The organism is Superficieibacter electus (assembly GCF_002915575.1).
Taxonomy (GTDB): Bacteria; Pseudomonadota; Gammaproteobacteria; order Enterobacterales; family Enterobacteriaceae; genus Superficieibacter; species Superficieibacter electus.
This window is the reverse complement of the sequence record NZ_PQGD01000003.1, coordinates 143,885-164,518: the sequence shown is the minus strand read 5'-3', so window position 1 is coordinate 164,518 and position 20,634 is coordinate 143,885. Positions and strand designations below refer to the sequence as shown.

At 49.5% G+C, this 20,634-nt stretch carries 17 protein-coding genes and 1 other RNA gene; 11 read left to right on the top strand and 7 right to left on the bottom strand.

Annotated elements, in window-relative coordinates:
• Positions 1–120: 120 nt before the first annotated feature.
• Together CHU32_RS04695 and selO are read left to right on the top strand one after the other, a co-directional pair.
• Positions 121–831, top strand: coding sequence for an EAL domain-containing protein (locus CHU32_RS04695; protein WP_103674631.1), 711 nt, complete (start codon positions 121–123; stop codon positions 829–831).
• Positions 832–896: 65 nt separating this feature from the next.
• Positions 897–2,339, top strand: a complete 1,443-nt coding sequence (gene selO, locus CHU32_RS04690; RefSeq protein WP_103674630.1) for a protein adenylyltransferase SelO — start codon at positions 897–899, stop codon at positions 2,337–2,339.
• A gap of 6 nt (positions 2,340–2,345) precedes the next feature.
• Here selO and hemP read toward each other — a convergent pair whose 3' ends face one another.
• From hemP to CHU32_RS04675, 3 genes are all read right to left on the bottom strand, one after another.
• Positions 2,346–2,525, bottom strand: coding sequence for a hemin uptake protein HemP (gene hemP / locus CHU32_RS04685; RefSeq protein ID WP_103674629.1), 180 nt, complete (start codon positions 2,523–2,525; stop codon positions 2,346–2,348).
• A 131-nt stretch (positions 2,526–2,656) separates the two neighbouring features.
• A complete protein-coding gene (gene aroH / locus CHU32_RS04680) occupies positions 2,657–3,703 on the bottom strand; it encodes a 3-deoxy-7-phosphoheptulonate synthase AroH (RefSeq protein WP_103674628.1) in 1,047 nt (348 codons plus the stop codon).
• Between the two features lie 158 nt (positions 3,704–3,861).
• Entirely contained in the window at positions 3,862–4,638 is a 777-nt protein-coding gene (locus CHU32_RS04675) for a MurR/RpiR family transcriptional regulator (RefSeq protein ID WP_176691615.1), read from the bottom strand.
• Positions 4,639–4,834: 196 nt separating this feature from the next.
• Here CHU32_RS04675 and CHU32_RS04670 point away from each other — a divergent pair, with 196 nt between their 5' ends.
• The 3 genes from CHU32_RS04670 to CHU32_RS04660 are packed head-to-tail and all read left to right on the top strand — an operon-like array spanning position 4,835 to position 8,119.
• Entirely contained in the window at positions 4,835–6,100 is a 1,266-nt protein-coding gene (locus CHU32_RS04670; protein ID WP_176691614.1) for a PTS sugar transporter subunit IIC, read from the top strand.
• A 14-nt stretch (positions 6,101–6,114) separates the two neighbouring features.
• Positions 6,115–7,134: a Gfo/Idh/MocA family oxidoreductase gene (locus CHU32_RS04665; protein ID WP_103674625.1), complete on the top strand. Its 1,020-nt coding sequence runs from the start codon at positions 6,115–6,117 to the stop codon at positions 7,132–7,134.
• Position 7,135: 1 nt separating this feature from the next.
• Positions 7,136–8,119 carry a Gfo/Idh/MocA family protein gene (locus tag CHU32_RS04660; RefSeq protein ID WP_103674624.1) on the top strand — a complete coding sequence of 328 codons (984 nt, stop codon included), beginning with the start codon at positions 7,136–7,138 and terminating at the stop codon, positions 8,117–8,119.
• A gap of 18 nt (positions 8,120–8,137) precedes the next feature.
• On the opposite strand, the gene ppsR is transcribed toward CHU32_RS04660, so the two are convergent.
• Entirely contained in the window at positions 8,138–8,971 is an 834-nt protein-coding gene (ppsR, locus tag CHU32_RS04655) for a posphoenolpyruvate synthetase regulatory kinase/phosphorylase PpsR (RefSeq protein WP_103674623.1), read from the bottom strand.
• A gap of 333 nt (positions 8,972–9,304) precedes the next feature.
• Between ppsR and ppsA the strand changes: the two genes are divergently transcribed.
• Positions 9,305–11,683, top strand: a complete 2,379-nt coding sequence (gene ppsA, locus CHU32_RS04650; protein WP_103674622.1) for a phosphoenolpyruvate synthase — start codon at positions 9,305–9,307, stop codon at positions 11,681–11,683.
• A gap of 72 nt (positions 11,684–11,755) precedes the next feature.
• Here the strand turns inward: ppsA and rprA are convergent.
• Both rprA and ydiK read right to left on the bottom strand, forming a co-directional pair.
• Positions 11,756–11,863: antisense sRNA RprA (rprA, locus tag CHU32_RS04645), an RNA gene on the bottom strand.
• A 192-nt stretch (positions 11,864–12,055) separates the two neighbouring features.
• Positions 12,056–13,171 carry an AI-2E family transporter YdiK gene (ydiK, locus tag CHU32_RS04640; RefSeq protein WP_103674621.1) on the bottom strand — a complete coding sequence of 372 codons (1,116 nt, stop codon included), beginning with the start codon at positions 13,169–13,171 and terminating at the stop codon, positions 12,056–12,058.
• A 198-nt stretch (positions 13,172–13,369) separates the two neighbouring features.
• Between ydiK and ydiJ the strand changes: the two genes are divergently transcribed.
• From ydiJ to lpxP, 3 genes are all read left to right on the top strand, one after another.
• Positions 13,370–16,426 (top strand): D-2-hydroxyglutarate dehydrogenase YdiJ, encoded by a 3,057-nt coding sequence (ydiJ, locus tag CHU32_RS04635; RefSeq protein WP_103674620.1) that lies wholly within the window; start codon positions 13,370–13,372, stop codon positions 16,424–16,426.
• Positions 16,423–16,833, top strand: coding sequence for a 1,4-dihydroxy-2-naphthoyl-CoA hydrolase (menI, locus tag CHU32_RS04630; protein ID WP_103674619.1), 411 nt, complete (start codon positions 16,423–16,425; stop codon positions 16,831–16,833). The genes ydiJ and menI overlap by 4 nt, the downstream gene beginning before the upstream one ends.
• Positions 16,834–17,026: 193 nt before the next feature.
• The gene (gene lpxP, locus CHU32_RS04625; RefSeq protein WP_103674618.1) at positions 17,027–17,947 is read left to right on the top strand and encodes a kdo(2)-lipid IV(A) palmitoleoyltransferase; all 921 of its coding nucleotides are present in this window, start codon (positions 17,027–17,029) and stop codon (positions 17,945–17,947) included.
• Between the two features lie 37 nt (positions 17,948–17,984).
• Here lpxP and iraP read toward each other — a convergent pair whose 3' ends face one another.
• Positions 17,985–18,323, bottom strand: coding sequence for an anti-adapter protein IraP (gene iraP / locus CHU32_RS04620; protein ID WP_103674617.1), 339 nt, complete (start codon positions 18,321–18,323; stop codon positions 17,985–17,987).
• Positions 18,324–18,758: 435 nt separating this feature from the next.
• Here iraP and sufA point away from each other — a divergent pair, with 435 nt between their 5' ends.
• Together sufA and sufB are read left to right on the top strand one after the other, a co-directional pair.
• Positions 18,759–19,136: a Fe-S cluster assembly scaffold SufA gene (sufA, locus tag CHU32_RS04615; protein ID WP_103674616.1), complete on the top strand. Its 378-nt coding sequence runs from the start codon at positions 18,759–18,761 to the stop codon at positions 19,134–19,136.
• A gap of 2 nt (positions 19,137–19,138) precedes the next feature.
• Positions 19,139–20,623, top strand: coding sequence for a Fe-S cluster assembly protein SufB (sufB, locus tag CHU32_RS04610; protein WP_103674615.1), 1,485 nt, complete (start codon positions 19,139–19,141; stop codon positions 20,621–20,623).
• The last annotated feature ends 11 nt before the right edge of the window (positions 20,624–20,634 follow it).

The window sequence follows — 20,634 nt, the reverse complement described above, 5'->3', positions numbered from 1 at the left end:
GGGAAAATCCGTAATGAAAATGGACAATATGCAATACTCTTCATTAAAAGCCATGTGGCTGAACTACTTAACTTATCATTTTAAAAAGCTTGTTCACGCCCTTAATGAGGGGTTAGTGCAATGATAGTTTCTCTGGATAACGATTATCGTTCAGATTTATTATTTCTGCCTGCCAGAAATGGTAGTGGAGAATTGGCAGGGCTGGAAGTTATCGCAACGTTCTCTGCCGACAGAGCGGATGTGCGGTTTCCCGTTGAACTGCTTACCCACCATCTCAGTAGTGAGCAAGAGCTTTGTCTTTTCCGGGAAAAACTGGAGTTACTGGCAACCTGCCAGATATTTTTTATTCAACAGCATTTATTAGCCTGGATTGCTATTACTCCAGTCATTGTTGACGCCCTACTAACAGATGCCGAATTTGCCTCCCTTATTGAACGATTTCCTTTTCTGGAATTGACGTTAAATGAGAATTATCCAGGGCTGGATTCATTAACAGAGACGCATCCGCTGGTGGCGTTATCTAAGCGCTATCCATTGGTACTTGCCAATTTTGGCGCGGGCGATACGAACATGAATGCTGTATTCAGCGGCCTATTTAAACGTGTCGCGCTTGATAAGAATTTTGTTCAGCGGCAATTATCCGGTATCGCGTTTGAGCCCTTTATGCGTGCCCTATTTGCGCAGATTAGCCCGTTCTGTGAATCCGTAATGATCGCAGGAATAGATAGCGAAGAAATGCGCCAGCATGCCACTGCATTTCCGTTTAGTGCTATGCAGGGGGCATTGTGGCCAATGGTTAACAAAGCGCAGGTCACGTCGCTGGTGCAGTGATAACCCTGCAGATTCTCCGTGTTTAGTCCCGCCGCAACACACTACACTTACAGACAGGAGGATCTATGAACCTGTCTTTTATCAACAGCTGGCGCGATGAACTGCCAGATTTTTATACGGCGCTGTCCCCAACGCCACTGCACAATGCCCGTTTACTCTGGCGCAACGACTCTCTGGCAGAACAACTGGGTATTACGGAGAATTTATTTAGTCCGGCTCAGGGCGCTGGTGTCTGGGGAGGAGAAATACTGTTACCCGGTATGTCTCCTCTCGCTCAGGTATATAGCGGACATCAGTTTGGCGTCTGGGCCGGGCAACTTGGTGACGGTCGCGGGATTTTACTCGGTGAGCAGCAGTTAGCAGACGGGCGAAAGTTTGACTGGCATCTGAAAGGGGCCGGGAAAACGCCTTATTCCCGTATGGGCGATGGACGAGCAGTTCTGCGCTCGGTCATTCGTGAAAGTCTTGCGTCAGAAGCCATGCACTGGCTGGGTATTCCTACCACCCGTGCGCTTTCAATCGTGACCAGCGATACCCCGGTACAACGTGAAACCACCGAGCAAGGTGCGATGCTGATGCGCATTGCCGAAAGTCACGTTCGTTTCGGCCATTTTGAGCATTTCTACTATCGCCGGGAGCCAGAAAAGGTACGCGAACTCGCCGACTATGTTATCCGTCATCACTGGGCGCACTTGCAGGATGAGTCGGAAAAATATGCGTTGTGGTTTCGCGACGTGGTTGAACGCACGGCAGTGATGATTGCCCGCTGGCAGAGCGTCGGCTTCGCCCACGGGGTCATGAATACCGACAATATGTCGATTCTTGGCCTGACCATTGACTATGGTCCCTACGGCTTTCTGGATGATTATCAACCCGGTTTTATTTGTAATCATTCCGATTATCAGGGCCGTTATCGTTTTGATAATCAGCCAGCGGTCGGGTTATGGAACCTGCAACGTCTGGCGCAAACACTGTCTGTGCTCATGGATGTTGATACGCTAAATACTACGCTCGATCATTACCAACATACCTTGTTAACCCAGTATGGCCAGGCGATGCGACAAAAGCTGGGATTCCTTACGCAACAAAAAGCCGATAATGAATTATTGAATGCGTTTTTTGCGCTGATGGCACGTGAAGGGAGCGACTATACGCGCACGTTTCGCCTGCTGAGTCGGACGGAACAGTCTAATGCCGCTACGCCGCTGCGTGATGAGTTTATCGATCGCGGTGCGTTTGATGCCTGGTTTGCCCGCTATCGCGAACGTTTACAGATGGAACACATTGACGATAGCCAGCGTCAACAGGCTATGCAGGAGGTTAATCCTGCTGTTGTGCTACGCAACTGGCTGGCCCAGCGTGCTATTGAACAGGCAGAGCAGGGGGATGTGACGGAACTTGAACGGCTGCATGCCGTGCTACGGGAGCCTTTCCGCGAGAGAAATGATGACTACTCCCGTCGCCCACCTGACTGGGGCAAGCGACTTGAGGTCAGTTGCTCAAGTTGAAGCGTCTCACTTCGTCAGGATGAGTTTACCCGCCTGAGTTTGACGCAGAAGATACTGTTGGCCATCATGTTCGATGACGACGCGGCCTTCGCTGCCCAGTAATGTATCACTGTCGATACGCCGATCGTCTGGCTCCGGGTGCGGGGGGCGTGGTTTGCAGGTGTCCGGAAGATCTGTTGGTTGCATAGCCTAATTATACAGAATGATTATCAATTGCTTAGTGATAATCATTATCATAAATGTTGCGTCAGGCATCAAGCATTATTGTTGCAACAGGTATAACGCCAGCGCGTGTGCGAAAGCGTTATATTGGCAGGTTAAAAACGCGTATCGACCGCGTCAGCCAGTTTTTCCAGCAGACGCTCGCTGTCTTCCCAGCTCAGGCACGGATCGGTGATCGACTGGCCATAAATGAGGGGCTGGGCGGCGATAATCTTTTGCGAGCCTTCACGCAGGAAACTTTCTGCCATGATCCCGGCGATGGCGGTTGAGCCATTGCGAATCTGTTGACAGATGTCATCGCAAACCTCCAGTTGCCGGCGGTGCTGTTTTTGACAGTTACCATGGCTGAAGTCGACCACCAGATGCTCGGGTAAATCAAACTCATGCAGTGTATCGCAGGCGGCGGCAATATCCTCCGCCTGGTAATTAGGTTTCTTACCGCCACGCATGATGATGTGGCCATAAGGATTGCCTTGAGTCTGGTAAACGGTCATCTGACCATTTTTATCCGGCGAAAGAAACATATGGCTGGCACGGGCTGCACGAATGGCATCAACAGCGATACGCGTATTACCATCGGTGCCGTTTTTAAAACCCACCGGACAGGAAAGGGCGGAAGCCATCTCGCGGTGGATCTGGCTCTCGGTCGTTCGTGCACCAATGGCTCCCCAGCTTATCAGGTCGGCGATAAACTGACCGGTCACCATATCCAGGAACTCAGTTGCCGTAGGCACGCCCAGTTGGTTAACCTGGAGTAAAAGCTTACGCGCCAGCTCAAGGCCATAATTAACGCGGTAGCTGCCGTTCAAATCCGGATCGGAAATCAGTCCTTTCCAGCCTACGACTGTGCGCGGTTTTTCAAAATAAGTGCGCATCACGATTTCAAGGCGCGACTGGTATTTCTCGCGTACGGGTTGCAGTCGGCGTGCGTAATCCAGCGCCGCATCCAGATCGTGAATGGAACACGGACCAATGACCACCAACAATCGGCGATCTTCTCCGTTAAGGATTTTTTCAATACCACGTCGTGAGGTGGTGACATGTTCCGCGACGCCAGGCGTGACGGGATAACGTAACGCCAGTTCAGCAGGTGTCACGAGGCTGTCGATCTGCGCGGTACGCAGTTCATCTGTCTTATTCATCAGGTGTCTCAAAATTTTTTACTTACCCGACATCAGCGCCGGAAAGTGATGCGCATCACGATAAACCAATCCCATACGATTTCAAGTACGGCGGGATTATCTCAAGAGACAAAGAATAACAGCATTTCATGAATCATTGAACTAGTTTGATAGTACGGTCAGGGCATCTTTTGAATAAGGCCAAACCATAACGCATTGAAAAGATAATTCAGTGAGTCTGCTTCAATAAGTCGTGCTAATGGATGCGGGGTAGATTTGTACCAGAAAGGCAGAACTAATGGACAGCGCAACGACAGTGGAGATGGATGGCTACCCGTGATGGCAATGACGGTTTGGTTCATCTGCAGTAAAAGGTCGGCCGCATAAAGGCATAGCGGATTGTTGCCCGTGCGAGAGAGAATGATGGAAAGATTATCTGCGGTTATATTATTGATATGATCGTCTTCAACATAATGAAACGTCTGAACTGTTTTACCCGTAGTGGAGAGTTTACGTGCCGCAATATGCGCATAGGGTAAATTGTTGCCTGTAGCATAGATATCAATGTTGTTCGTTTGACGTAATGCATCTAGCGATAGCCTGAAATTTTCAGCACATGCCTGTAAAAGCCTGCTATTTTGCTGGTCGATTGTATTCCTTAATGTTTGAGAAAATGCCTCTGGAGTCATTTCCGGAACGGCAAAATTCTCAAGAAAGCTATCACAATCCAGACAGCGATTTTTAAGATCGGCCACCGCATTCAGTTTAAAGTCAGCAAAGCCTTTATAACCTAATTTACGACCCAGACGATTGAGCGTGGCGGCACTCGTCCATGTTAATTGTGCAAGTTGTTCGGCAGAATGATTTGCAATAGCCTGGGGATGCTGATGCAGATAGTCAAGGATTCGTTTTTCCTGCGGCGTAAAGTGAAGGGGCGAGGATGTTGTCGAATTCATTTTATCTCTCCGGGAGATGAAAGAACCTTTCATTTTCACGGCCAGTATGATTCTCATAAATGAAAAGTTCAACCTTTATTCCTCGCTGACTTGATTTGGTTAAGAAAGCGGGTTTATAAGAGTTGCACAGGTTCTGAGATTTTTATCATGTATCCACTCTACATTAATGGGTTACTTCAGACAATGGATTAGTAGAATGAATAAAAAGAAAATTTCAATAGAAAAAGTATCTGACTATATTATCAACGTAGTCGCCAGCCCTATGATTCGGTTAGGTGAATATCCGGCGGTATGTTCAGTACGTGATGGACTTGTGGCAACCGTGCCGTTTGTTATTCTTGGCAGTTTATTGTTGTTACTGGCTATGTTAGGACAGGACAATACGTTCAGCACACATGCATTATTGCCGATTATTACACCGTACTCCGCAAAAATGATTTTGTTTTTTCAGTTAACTATGGGATTTGTTGCATTGTATGCTGCTGTAGCCATAGGTATTATTTACGCAGGCTTTTTATCTGTTGATCGCATCAGTGCCGCGTTACTGTCGCTGGCATCGTTCATACTCTTTAATATTGATAATATAGAGCATGGCATGAACGTTTCCGGTTTTTCCGCTGGCGGGTTGTTCACTGCGATTACCAGCTCACTGCTAAGTATTCGTTGTTATCATTTTTTTGTACAGCGGAATATTGTGATAAAAATGCCGGAAGGGGTTCCGCCAAATGTGATTAATGCGTTTGTAGCGTTAATTCCATATACTGTGATATTAACTGCCTTCTGGCTAATTCGCTCATGTTTCAATTTCGATTTCAATCAGTTTTTAAACGCTTTTTTAATCCCCTTTGTCAATGCCTCGGACAATATTGTTGTTTATACGGTCATTAAATTTATCACGCTAATGCTATGGGGAGTGGGGATGCATGGCGATAATATGCTTTCTCCGGTCGTATCTCCAATGCTGCTGCAGTGGGTGGGTGAAAATGCAAAAGCAGTAGCGGAGGGTGTCGCCCTGACTGAACTGCCTCATATTTGGACAACGGTTGTCGATCGTCTTAGTATGTGGCCTGCAGCGGTATGGAGCGTCTTGTTCCTGATGTGGCGTTCGCCGCTTAAGCACGCGCGTCAACTGGCAATGATGGCGACGCCCGCTTCAGTATTCACCATTGTTGAACCAATTGTTTTTGGTTTACCGCTGGTCCTCAATCCTTATCTCTTTGTCCCGTTCATCCTTTCAGGAACGGTGGGTTCATTAGTGACTTATGCTTTCTTTGACCTGCATTTAATTAACCGGGTATTTGTTGAACTTCCCTGGGCAACGCCCCCTTTTATTTCTGGCTATATCGCTACTGGTGGTGACTGGATGGGGGTTGTGGTCGTTATTATTAACTTTTGCCTTGGCACTTTGATCTACTATCCGTTCTGGAAGGCCTGGGAAAAATCACAGCTCAACACTAACTGAATGAGGATGTTTCAATGTTGAAAATAGCTTTTGTTGGCTATGGAAATAGCGTGCGCAATTATCATCTCCCTTATCTTGTTAACGTAAATGAAATTGTTGTGAAAAAAATATTTCGGCGGGAGCAGGATCGTATTAATGATATGAAGGCTGAAGCCTGGTATCCTGATGTCGAGTTTACTTCACAGATAAAAAATATTTATTTAGATGATGAAATTGAGTTGATTGTAGTAAATACGCACGTCGATACTCATGCCGAATATGCAATAGGAGCATTAAAGCATGGAAAAAATGTCCTCGTGGAAAAACCTTTTGCGCACAATGCTGAAGAAGCACGTCGTATTTTCGCCCTGGCAGAGGAAAAAGGTCTCATTGTCATGGCGAATCAAAATCGCCGCTATGATGGCGATTTTTTAACACTGAAGAAAGTCATTGATAGTGGGAAGTTAGGTAACATCGTTGAAATACAATCACACTATGACTATTTTAATCCTGTGGCCGTTAAGCCCGGATTTGGTATGCTTTATGGTTTAGCCGTGCATACGTTAGATCAAATGTGGTCTATATTCGGCCAGCCGGATCGGGTGGTATATGATGTACGCAGTTTTTATTATCCGGGAGAAGGTGATGACTTTGTCGATATAGATTTATTTTATGGCGGCACCAAAGTAACCATTAAATGTAGTCAGTTCGTTAAAAAAGAGTTCCCAAAATTTGTGGTCCATGGAGATAAGGGAAGCTTTATAAAATACAGTAGCGGGCATCAGGTAAAAAATCCACATGGGCCAACGGTAGTCAATTTTAGCCCAGAAGAAGAAAAACAATGGGGCGAGCTTTATTATCGCGACGAGCATGGGCAGGATCGCCTGGAGAAGGTGCCTTCAGAAGTCACGGATTATGGACTGTTGTATCGCGCACTTTACCAGTCTATTCGCACGGGTGCGGCTAAGCCAGTTAGAGATGACGAGGTTCTGGGCGTGATGCAATTACTGGAACAGGGCGTGGCCCACGCGCGAAGTCAAAAAGCGGAGGCATAACATGCGTATTGGTACCATCGGTAGCGGAGCAATTACCGCCCAATTTATCTCTGCAGTTCAGGCGACACCCGGCATGGAAATTACGGCCGTGTATTCCCGCCAAAAAAGCCGGGCCGAAGCATTTGCTGCCCAGACCGGTGTGAAAAGCGCCTATGACAACTTGCTGGACCTTGTGTCAGATGATGACATCGAGGTCGTTTACGTCGCTTCTCCTAATAGTATGCACTATAACCACTGCAAACAGGCGCTGGAGGCAGGTAAACATGTTATTTGTGAAAAACCATTTACCTCAACTGCGCTGCAGTTAAGCGAGCTTATTACCCTGGCAAAAGAGCACAACCTGATGTTGTTCGAGGCGATATCTGTAATTTATATGCCTAATTTTGCACTTATAAAGCAGTACTTGCCGGTACTGGGACGAATTCGCATGGTACAGTGCAATTACAGCCAATATTCATCTAAATATCCTGCTTTTCTCGAAAAGCGCCTGCCCAACGTTTTTAATCCTGCCTTTTCTGGCGGTGCGCTGATGGATATCAATGTATATAATTTGCATTTCCTGTGCGAACTTTTTGGCGAGCCACAACAGGTACATTATCTGGCGAATAGATGTGAGGGTATCGATACTTCCGGGATTGTTACTGCGCAATATGCCGACTTCGTCGCCGTCTGCAGCGGCGCGAAAGACTCATTTAGCCTTAACTTTGCGCAAATTCAGGGTGAAAAGGGCTATCTTAATGTGACGGGTGGAATTAATGGTTGTGCGCAAATTCACCTGCAAACCGCTCAGGAAACCACCATACTCAATGCCCAGTTACCGCTAAACAGATTGTTGCCCGAAGTGCAGGCATTAAAGGACATGCTGATACAGAAAGATTATGCGCGTTGCCATTCCCGGCTGGAGCAAAGTTTGCGTGTAATGAGATTACTGGATGCCGCGCGCTCATCAGCAGGAATTCATTTTCCTGCCGATTCGCTAAGCTGAAGCGTTAAAGATAAGAGGTTAGTACATTCGGCGGCTTAATCCCATAATATCAAGGATCTTAGTCGCCATTTCTTCTACTGAAAAGTTAGTACTATTAAGGAAAGGGATTTGGTGTTTGCGATAAAGCGCTTCTACCTCGGCCACTTCCATTCGGCACTGACGCATTGAGGCGTAGCGGCTATTTTCCCGGCGTTCTTCACGAATTGCCGCCAGCCGCTCGGGGTGGATGGTTAAGCCAAACAGCTTAGGCTGTAGAGGTTTTAGCGCTGCTGGCAACGTGAGATTATCCATATCATCAGCAATAAAAGGGTAGTTGGCTGCGCGGACCCCAAACTGCATTGCCAGATACAGACTGGTTGGCGTTTTACCACAGCGCGAGACGCCAAGCAGGATGACCTGCGCCTGATCAAGATTACGTAACGAAATACCATCATCATGGGCCAGCGTATAATCAATGGCGGCAATACGCGCATCATATTTGGTCAGATTGCCCGGCGTCAGGCCGTGCGTGCGATGAGCGATTGGCGTAGGATCGAGTTTTAACTCCTCCTGCAGCGGCGCGACCAGCGCCTGAACAATATCCTGGCAAAAACCTTCGCTCTGTAAAATTATCTGCCGGATCTCAGGGATCACAATCGAATAGAACACCAGTGGACGAATGCCCGTTTGTTGAAAAATGGCATCAATTTGATCTTTCACAACCCGGGCGCGACTTTCACTTTCCACAAAGGGCAGCGTAATACTGTTTATTGCGACCGGAAACTGTGACATCACAGCATGCCCCAACACTTCAGCGGTGATGGCGGTACCATCAGAAATATAAAAAACGTGGCGGTCTACAGAATTATCCATTTTGTTGATCTCGTTTATTTTGTCTGGTCATAGGATGGATGAAATAAGTTAAACACATTGCTGCCATTTTTGTCTTTGATTTAGAAAATGAAATGGCGTTTTTATTTTTTATGAAATGTCAGGTTCAATTTAGTTGTAAGCAATATACCGGTGGTCTGCAGGGGAATCTATCTGAATCATAGAGTTAGCAAGGGCGGGTAAACTCTCCTAAAATTAAAAAAATCCGCTTGCTTGAACGATTCACCGTTTTTTTTAACGAGATAATTATGTCAGGATAAATGACGAATCAGTTGATTCTTATCTCTCGCACATAAATCACAAAAGGATTGATCGATGTCCAACAATGGCTCGTCACCGCTGGTGCTTTGGTATAACCAACTCGGCATGAATGATGTAGACAGAGTCGGGGGCAAAAATGCCTCCCTGGGAGAAATGATTACTAACCTGGCATCCGTGGGTGTTGCCGTACCCAACGGATTTGCCACGACCGCTGATGCGTTTAATCAGTTTCTTGATCAAAGCGGTGTCAACCAGCGTATTTATCAACTGCTGGATGAAACTGACATTGATGATGTCTCCGAACTGGCGAAAGCCGGGGCGCAGATCCGCCAGTGGATTGTCGATACGCCATTCCAGGGTGAGCTGGAACACGCTATCCGGGAGGCTTACGATCAGCTTTCATCTGATGACAGCGAAGCTTCGTTTGCCGTACGTTCATCGGCAACGGCGGAGGATATGCCAGATGCCTCTTTTGCCGGGCAGCAGGAAACCTTTCTTAACGTGCAGGGCTATGACGCCGTGCTGGTAGCGGTAAAACACGTTTTTGCCTCGCTATTTAACGACCGTGCAATCTCATACCGGGTGCATCAGGGATACGATCACCGCGGTGTGGCGCTGTCTGCTGGTGTTCAGCGCATGGTACGTTCCGATCTGGCATCGTCAGGCGTCATGTTCTCCATTGACACCGAATCCGGCTTCGACCAGGTCGTCTTTATTACCTCAGCGTGGGGCCTGGGGGAAATGGTGGTACAGGGTGCGGTTAACCCGGATGAATTCTATGTGCATAAACCCACTCTGGAGGCCGGCCGACCGGCGATCGTGCGCCGCACCATGGGGTCAAAAAAAATCCGCATGGTTTACGCGCCGAGTCAGGAACATGGTAAGCAGGTTGATATTGAAGATGTGCCGCAGCAACAGCGCGATGTGTTTTCTTTGACCAATGACGAAGTACAGGCACTGGCGCAACAAGCGGTGCAAATTGAGAAGCATTATGGCCGGCCTATGGATATCGAGTGGGCGAAGGATGGCCATACCGGTAAATTATTTATTGTTCAGGCGCGTCCGGAAACCGTGCGTTCTCGTGGACAGGTGATGGAGCGCTACACACTGCACGCGCAGGGTAAAATCATTGCTGAAGGCCGGGCCATTGGTCATCGCATTGGCGCGGGTCCGGTAAAGGTTATTCATGATATCAGCGAAATGAACCGTATTCAGCCGGGCGACGTGCTGGTCACCGACATGACCGATCCTGATTGGGAGCCGATCATGAAAAAAGCGGCCGCCATTGTCACTAACCGGGGGGGACGGACCTGTCACGCGGCAATTATTGCCCGTGAGCTGGGGATACCTGCGGTAGTCGGTTGCGGTGATGCGACTGAGCGAATGCAGGATGACGATGACGTAACCGTCTCCTGTGCCGAAGGCGATACTGGCTACGTTTACGCCGAAAAACTTGAGTTCAGCGTGAAAAGTTCCAGTGTGGATAAAATGCCTGACCTGCCGCTGAAGATTATGATGAACGTCGGCAATCCGGATCGCGCCTTTGACTTTGCTTGCCTGCCTAATGAAGGCGTTGGACTGGCGCGGCTGGAGTTTATTATTAACCGCATGATCGGCGTCCATCCGCGTGCGTTGCTCGAATTCGACGACCAGGACGTTAAGCTACAAAACGAAATTCGCGAACTGATTAAGGGCTATGACTCGCCGAAGGAGTTTTATGTCGGGCGTCTGGCGGAGGGAATAGCCACCCTCGGCGCGGCCTTCTGGCCGAAACGGGTGATTGTGCGCCTGTCCGATTTTAAATCGAATGAATACGCAAATTTGGTCGGCGGTGAGCGTTACGAGCCGGAAGAAGAAAACCCGATGCTGGGCTTCCGTGGCGCGGGCCGTTACGTTTCAGACAGTTTCCGTGACTGTTTTGCCCTTGAGTGCGATGCGGTGAAACGTGTGCGCAATGAGATGGGGCTAACCAACGTTGAAATCATGGTTCCCTTTGTACGGACCGTGGAGCAGGCGAAAGCGGTGGTTGAGGAGCTGGCGCGTCAGGGGCTGAAGCGCGGTGAGCAGGGGTTAAAAATCATCATGATGTGCGAGATCCCGTCCAATGCCCTGCTGGCTGAGCAGTTCCTCGAACATTTTGATGGCTTCTCGATTGGTTCTAACGATATGACTCAGCTGGCGCTGGGACTGGATCGCGACTCCGGCGTCGTTTCTGAACTGTTTGACGAACGTAATGAGGCGGTAAAAGCGCTGTTGTCGATGGCAATCCGCGCCGCGAAGAAGCAGGGGAAATATGTCGGTATTTGTGGTCAGGGTCCCTCCGACCACGAAGATTTTGCCGCATGGCTGATGGAAGAGGGCATTGACAGCTTGTCTCTTAACCCGGACACCGTGGTACAAACCTGGCTGAGTCTTGCAGAGCTAAACAAATAAGTAGAAGAAAATCATGTTAATCCCTGGCAGAAATGCCGGGGATTTTTTTATTATAAATAATAACGAAAATACATAAAAAAAAGCCCATCATAGGAGATGGGCAAAGACTACACACAGCAATTCATTGTTTCACTCAGGGGATTTCCATGCTTATAAATCAAGGCGTTGATTTATAACCGTGATCTGATAATAGAATGCGACACCCCGGGCGTCGATCGGATTCATCTCATTAGTTTAATAAATGTGATAGGTCGACAGAATATATTTTCCCCGAACGCGTGAAATAATGGCCTGCATTGCTGATGAGCTTAACTATTAATTAGTAATACTTAACTATTTGCGGCAGCCTGTTTATTCACAGGCTGCCGAAGATTAGCGATCGGAAGAGGAATCCGGCAGCGGATACTCTTCCAGCACCTCGTCAGTATTGTCCTGCGGGGGCGGAACTTCCTTAACCCAGGCATCAAACAGACGCCACGACACAGCCAGCAAAACCGGGCCAATAAACAGACCTATCATGCCAAATGCGACCAGTCCGCCGATAACCCCGGACAGAATCAGGATCATAGGGAGATCTGCGCCCATACGAATCAGTATGGGACGCAGCACGTTATCGATAGTGCCGACGACGCAGCTTATCACCAGCAGTACCGTTCCCCACGTGGTATCACCGCTCCAGTACAGCCAAATGATAGAAGGAACCAGTACTGGCAATGGGCCAAGCTGAATAAGACAGGAAAACAGCATGACCACAGTAAGAATCGTGGCATAGGGCACGCCAGAGATAGCCAGACCAATTCCCCCCAATACGGCCTGTACCAGGGCGGTAACCACGACACCCAGCGCGACAGCACGGACAGCTTGCGCAGCCAGCACTACTGCCGCGTCGCCGCGTTTAGCCGCAAGGCGCGTAGCAAAATGGCGAATGCCGCGGGCGACTTTTTCTCCCTGCCAGTACAACAAAGCGCTAAATAGCAGCATTAGCGTACAGTGCATCATAAAACGTCCGATATGCGCGGCTTGCCCGACAAACCAGGTCGTCGTTGTACCGATATAAGGGCGAATTTTCGCCATGATGGCCGTACCGCCCATATCGAGAAGATTATGCCAGCCGGTGTACAGGCGCGCGCCGATAACCGGAACACTGTTAAGCCAGTTCAGATCAGGCAGCGTCATTTCGCCTGAGGAAACAGAGCGAATCAGCGGTACGCCGCTATCGACCATGCTGTTGACCAGAAGCGCTATCGGAATGATAAAGAGTAAAAACAGTAACAGCGTCATCACCAGCACGGCCAGCGAACGGCGACCAAAAAGCAGACGTTGTAAACGAATTAACACCGGCCATGTGACAATAACCACCGTCCCTGCCCACATAAAGCCCAGGATAAAGGGTCGGACTATCCACAGACAGGCGACAATCATGAGCGATAAAAACAGTACCGACAGTAAAATTTGCGGCACATCCCTGGGCTGGCTTGAAGTAACCATAACGTAAATTTACCTTTTTCATCTCGCCACAATGCGGGCGCGGCATAAAGCTGGACCAATAATGATACCAGTGATTTCGACAGTGGTTATAGTCCGTAATTCTATCAGGCAGGTAAGAAAAAAATGTGGTAAAACGATGAATGCACAACGCAAACGATTAATCACTCACATTACAACAGTCAGGCAGGGTCAACAGTAATGATCCCACAGATTTCTCAGGCTCCAGGCGTCGTTCAACTGGTGCTGAATTTTTTGCAGTCACTGGAGCAACAGGGTTTCACAGGTGATACCGCCACCAATTATGCCGACAGGCTTACGATGGCGACCGACAACAGTATTTATCAGCTTCTTCCCGATGCCATTGTTTTTCCCCGGTCAACGGCGGATGTTTCATTGCTGGCACGGGTCGCAGCAGAAGAACGTTTTAAATCACTGATCTTTACTCCACGAGGCGGCGGAACCGGGACTAACGGGCAGGCGCTGAACCAGGGCATTATCGTGGACATGTCCCGCTATATGAATCGCATCATAGAAATCAACCCCGAAGAGGGGTGGGTGCGCGTCGAGGCCGGGGTTATTAAGGATCAGCTTAATCAGTATTTGAAGCCGTATGGTTACTTTTTTGCTCCGGAGTTATCAACCAGTAACCGTGCGACGCTCGGCGGGATGATCAATACGGATGCGTCCGGGCAAGGGTCGCTGGCCTACGGTAAAACCTCCGATCACGTGCTTGGTGTTCGCGCGGTGCTGACCGGCGGCGATATCCTTGATACGCATCCTATGCCAGTGGCGCTGGCAGAAACCCTGGCAAGAGAACAGTCCGCCTCCGGGCGTATCTATCGCACCGTTTACCAACGCTGTCTGGAAAATCGGCAGCTGATAGTGGATAAGTTTCCAGCGCTGAATCGCTTTCTTACCGGTTATGACCTGCGTCATGTATTTAATGATGCGATGACGGAGTTTGACCTTACCCGCATACTGACTGGCTCAGAGGGAACGCTGGCGTTCATAACCGAAGCACGGCTGGATATCACCCGCTTGCCGAAGGTCCGCCGTCTGGTCAACGTTAAATATGATTCGTTTGACTCTGCGCTGCGCAATGCGCCATTTATGGTGCAAGCCAACGCGCTTTCAGTTGAAACCGTGGATTCAAAAGTGTTGAACCTGGCGCGAGAAGACATTGTCTGGCATTCGGTCAGTGCGCTAATTACCGACGTACCAGACAAAGAAATGCTGGGGCTGAATATTGTTGAGTTCGCCGGTGACGACGATATCCTGATCAATGAGCAGGTCGCTACGCTGTGCGCGGGCCTGGACGCGTTAGTGGCGCAGGGGAAAGGTGGCATTATCGGCTGGCAGGTTTGCGACGACCTGACGGGCATTGAGCGCATCTATGCAATGCGTAAAAAAGCGGTGGGGCTGCTGGGTAATGCAAAAGGCATGGCCAAACCGATTCCTTTTGCCGAAGATACCTGTGTGCCACCGGAACATCTGGCGGATTATATTACCGAATTCCGCGCGCTACTTGATGGGCACGGTTTAAGCTATGGCATGTTCGGTCACGTGGATGCCGGAGTACTGCATGTTCGCCCGGCGCTGGATATGTGCGATCCGCAGCAGGAAATGTTGATGAAACAGATTTCTGATGAGGTGGTAGCACTGACGGCAAAATATGGCGGCCTGCTGTGGGGCGAGCATGGAAAGGGATTTCGCGCCGAGTACAGCCCGGCCTTTTTCGGCGAACAACTCTATAGTGAGCTTCGCAAAATTAAAGCCGCATTTGATCCGGAAAACCGTTTAAACCCGGGAAAAATTTGCCCGCCGGAAGGGGTTGATGCGCCAATGATGCAAGTCGATGCCGTCAAACGCGGCACCTTCGACCGCCAAATTCCGATCGCTGTCCGCGGCGCATGGCGAGGGGCTATGGAGTGTAACGGCAACGGTCTGTGCTTCAACTTTGATGCAAAAAGCCCGATGTGCCCGTCAATGAAAATCACCAGCAACCGTATTCATTCGCCGAAAGGGCGCGCTACGCTTGTGCGAGAATGGTTACGCTTACTGGCCGACCGCGGCGTTGATCCTAATCAACTGGAAAAAGAGCTTCCTGGGCAACGAGCCAGTCTGCGCACATTAATTGATCGTACGCGAAATAGCTGGCATGCACGCAAAGGCGAGTATGACTTTTCACACGAGGTGAAAGAGGCCATGTCAGGCTGTCTGGCCTGCAAAGCTTGTTCCACCCAGTGTCCTGTAAAAATTGACGTTCCGGAGTTTCGCTCGCGCTTTCTGCAGCTTTATCATTCCCGTTACCTGCGGCCATTACGCGATCATCTGGTCGCGTCGGTAGAGAGCTATGCGCCATTGATGGCGCGGGCACCCAGGACGTTCAACTTTTTTATGAGCCAGCCGTGGGTGCGTAAGCTGTCAGAAACGCACATCGGCATGGTCGATTTACCGCTCCTGTCTTCTCCCTCGCTGGCACAGAAGATGGTGACCCACCGTTCGGCTAATATGACGCTTGAAGAGCTTGAAGCTATAGATGCCGGGCAAAAATCCCGCATCGTGCTGGTGGTGCAGGACCCCTTTACCAGCTATTACGATGCGCAGGTTGTTGAAGATTTTGTCCGTCTGGTTGAAAAAACCGGTTATCAGCCCGTGCTGTTGCCCTTTTCACCCAATGGCAAGGCTCAGCATATTAAAGGCTTTATGACGCGCTTTGCGAAAACCGCCAGTAAAACGGCAGACTTCCTTAACCGGGTCGCTAAGCTTGAGATACCGATGGTCGGCGTGGACCCGGCGTTGGTGCTGTGCTATCGCGATGAGTATAAGCAGGCTCTGGGAAATCAACGTGGCGATTTCCACGTGATGCTGGTTCATGAATGGCTGACGCAGATCCTTACCGAAGAGGCGCGTCGTGAGCTCAGCGGGGAGTCCTGGTACTTGTTTGGTCATTGCACTGAGGTCACTGCACTGCCTTCTGCCCCCAGTCAGTGGGCGAGCATTTTTGCCCATTTTGGAGCAAAACTGGAAAGTGTGAGTGTTGGCTGCTGCGGTATGGCAGGCACCTACGGCCATGAAATAAAAAACCATGCGAATTCGCTCGGGATTTATGCGCTTTCCTGGCAGCAGGCGATGCAGCGTTTGCCACGTAACCGCTGCCTTGCGACCGGCTATTCGTGTCGTAGCCAGGTGAAGCGAATTGAAGGCAATGGCGTGCGCCATCCGCTACAGGCGCTACTGGAAATAATGGGATGATCTGGAAACGTGCGGTGACGCTTGAGGCGCTGAATGCGATGGGCGTAAATAATATGGTCGGACTGCTGGATATTCGCTTTGAGACTATCGCTGATGATTATCTTGAAGCTACGATGCCGGTGGACGAGCGAACTCACCAGCCGTTTGGGTTACTGCACGGCGGTGCGTCTGTGGTGCTGGCAGAAACGCTGGGCTCGGTGGCAGGATATCTTTGTACGCAAGGTGAACAAAAAGTGGTTGGTGTTGAGGTTAATGCCAATCATCTTCGTTCCGTCCGTAGCGGCCGGGTACGTGGCGTATGTAAAGCGCTACATACTGGTGGCCGACATCAGGTCTGGCAAATCGATATTATGGATGAACAGGGGCGGCTATGCTGCTCCTCACGGCTAACCACAGCAGTGTTATAGCCGTTCGGGCACCTGTCTGAAAAGATATGTGCCCGCATGAAATATCCTTTTACTTTAATTCCCCCGTGATATGCTGCGCCGACGGATTTCTTTCCCTTTTTGCTTGTCTCAGTTAAACCCGTATCGCGTAATGACTAATGAATACGTTCGTTTCTCCTTTAAGCGCTACTCCACTTCCGCTTAAGGAAACACTATGGCTCGTCCGCCGTTTTCACTCGCCTTTCTTCACCCGCGTCACTGGCTCACCTGGTTTGGTTTAGGCGTCCTCTGGCTGCTGGTACAGTTGCCGTATCCTTTTTTGTTCTGGTTTGGTTCTGCCCTTGGTCGAACTTCGCAGCGCTTTCTCCAGCGGCGGGCAAATATTGCCAACCGCAACATTGAACTCTGCTTCCCCGGCATGGGGGATGAGCAGCGCAAAATGATGATAGAGAAAAACTTCGCCTCCCTGGGTATGGCGCTGCTTGAGACCGGCATGGCCTGGTTCTGGTCCGATCGGCGTGTGCGGAAATGGTTCGATGTTGAAGGCTATCATTATCTGCTGGAAGCGCAGCGCAAGCAGAAGGGGGTGATGGTGGTCGGCGTGCATTTTATGTCGCTGGAACTGGGAGGGCGTGTCATGGGGCTGTGCCAGCCAATGATGGCCACCTATCGCCCGCATAACAGCCCGGTCATGGAGTGGGTGCAAACGCGGGGTCGGCTGCGCTCAAATAAATCGATGATAGACCGGCATAATCTTAAGGGGCTGGTTGGCGCGCTGAAAAGTGGCGAAGCTGTCTGGTTTGCCCCAGATCAGGACTATGGTCCAAAGGGAAGTACATTTGCGCCTTTTTTCTCCGTGCAGAATGCAGCAACCACTAACGGGACGTATGTTATATCCCGGTTATCCGGCGCTGAAATGTTAACTATCTCAATGGTACGTAAAGAGAATGCGCGCGGCTATGCGCTACATATCGGGCAAAAAATGGAAGACTTCCCGCGCGGGAGTGAATTCGAAGCCGCCAGTTATATTAATAAAATGATTGAGCACGAAATTTTACGTGCGCCAGAACAATATCTGTGGATACATCGCCGCTTCAAAACCCGTCCGACGGGCGAAGCCTCTCTCTATGTCTGATTAACGTAAGGTTATCGGGGCAGCGGCCCCGATAACCTTATTCCTTATTCTCATCGTTTGATGTCACCGCTTTTATTGCGTCGATATCAAGCTCAGCCTCTACTCTGGTTAGCAATTGCGCCATAGACAAGATTTCATTGAATTCATTAAGCAGAATTTCTGCGTCAGATTTTAACGGGCTCTCGGCCAGCTCAACGGCGGCGTTAATGGCTTTTTTGACCGCTTCAACCATCTCCAGTGCGCCACCTTCTTTCCCGGTAGCCAGTAAAAAAGCACCCAATAACAGTGATTGTGCCTCAATGCGCGCGGTAAGCTGTTTCGTCTCAGCGTCCATTCTTGATATCTTGGCAATCATACCTAAAATGATATTAGTCATCTTTTTCTCCCGGAGAGTACCAGCGCTAATGGCAAAAGTGCCCCTTTAACGGAGGCGAGTTTGTAAAGTCCCACTAACTGTGATGAATAGCGTTAAGCCAGTGTTGCACTTTCTTATCCATCCCGCACGCAGATTAAAGCGAAATTATTATGTCATATCGCATAATTGCCTTTTTTTGATTTCAAAAATAGGTATTGCCTATACATCTTTCCAATGTGCCTGTGCAGCCCCTGTTATCTTTTATAAAAGTAATCAAAATCAATAGGATAATTCACGCAGAATCCTTTCTATAAGATGTGATCGACGGTCTATGCTTAATACATGAGCAATAAAAAGAACATTATGATCAATACCCGCACTGCGAGTGGGTTGAAGTGATAATCATTATCACTAACATAGTGTTAACTTTTCAGTCTCTTAACGTGAGGTGGACCGATGGATGTGCATGCAGGGACTTTTGATCCCAATGAATTTGCCTGGCGTGGTTTGACGATGACGGCGTCTGCAGCTGAGCATATTCGTCAGCTGGTCAGTAAGCAACCGGGTATACAAGGTTTGCGGCTTGGCGTGAAGCAGACAGGCTGTGCAGGCTTTGGCTATGTCCTGGATACGGTTAATGAGCCACAGAAAGACGATCTTCTTTTCGAGACCGATGGCGCACGCCTGTGGGTACCTTTGCAGGCAATGCCTTTTATTGATGGTACCGAGGTTGATTATGTCCGTGAAGGCTTAAACCAAATCTTCAAATTTCATAACCCAAAAGCGCAGCATGAATGTGGCTGTGGCGAAAGTTTTGGGGTGCAGGCGGAATAATTATGTCACGTAATACTGAAGCAACTGACGATGTCAAAATGTGGTCCGGACCGCTGAATTATAAAGAGGGTTTTTTCACTCAACTCCAGACGGACGAACTCGCGCATGGGATTAATGAAGAGGTTGTGCGTGCGATATCCGCAAAACGTAATGAACCTGAGTGGATGCTGGAGTTTCGTCTTAATGCGTACAATGCCTGGCTGGAAATGGAAGAACCGCATTGGCTGAAAGCCCATTACGATAAGCTGAACTATCAGGATTACAGTTATTACTCCGCACCATCCTGCGGTAACTGTGATGACACCTGTGCTTCCCAGCCCGGTGCGGTCCAGCAAACGGGGCCAGCCTCTTTTCTGACTGATGAAGTGGAAGCGGCGTTTAACCAGCTTGGGGTGCCGGTCCGTGAGGGGCGTGAGGTCGCCGTTGACGCTATTTTTGACTCCGTTTCCGTCGCCACCACCTACCGGGAAAAACTGGCTGAACATGGGATTATCTTTTGCTCTTTTGGCGAAGCCATCCACGATCATCCGGAGCTGGTGAAAAAATATCTCGGAACCGTGGTCCCGAGTAACGACAACTTTTTTGCCGCGCTCAATGCGGCAGTGGCCTCTGACGGCACGTTTATTTACGTACCAAAAGGCGTGACCTGCCCGATGGAGCTTTCAACGTACTTCCGGATTAACGCGGAGAAAACCGGCCAGTTTGAACGCACGATCCTGGTGGCCGATGAAGGCAGCTACGTGAGCTACATTGAAGGCTGCTCTGCGCCAGTGCGCGATAGCTATCAGCTTCATGCGGCGGTGGTCGAGGTCATCATCCATAAAGATGCCGAGGTGAAATACTCTACGGTGCAAAACTGGTTCCCTGGTGATAACCATACCGGCGGTATCCTTAACTTCGTGACCAAGCGGGCGCTGTGTGAAGGTGAAAACAGTAAAATGTCCTGGACCCAGTCAGAAACCGGTTCGGCTATCACCTGGAAATATCCAAGCTGCATTCTGCGTGGCGACAACTCGATCGGTGAATTCTTCTCTGTCGCGTTGACCAGTGGTCATCAGCAGGCGGATACCGGTACGAAAATGATCCACATTGGTAAAAACACCAAATCGACCATTATTTCGAAAGGGATCTCTGCCGGCCATAGTCAGAACAGCTATCGTGGCCTGGTCAAGATCATGCCCACCGCCACCAATGCACGTAACTTTACCCAGTGTGACTCTATGCTGATTGGGCCGGACAGCGGGGCGCATACGTTCCCGTATGTGGAATGCCGTAACAACAGTGCCCAGCTTGAGCATGAGGCGACGACATCGCGTATTGGCGAGGACCAGCTTTTTTATTGTCTGCAACGCGGGATCAGTGAGGATGATGCCATCTCCATGATCGTCAATGGTTTTTGTAAGGACGTTTTCTCGGAACTGCCGCTGGAATTTGCCGTTGAAGCGCAAAAACTGCTGGCTATCAGCCTCGAACACAGCGTCGGTTAAGTATTAAAGGG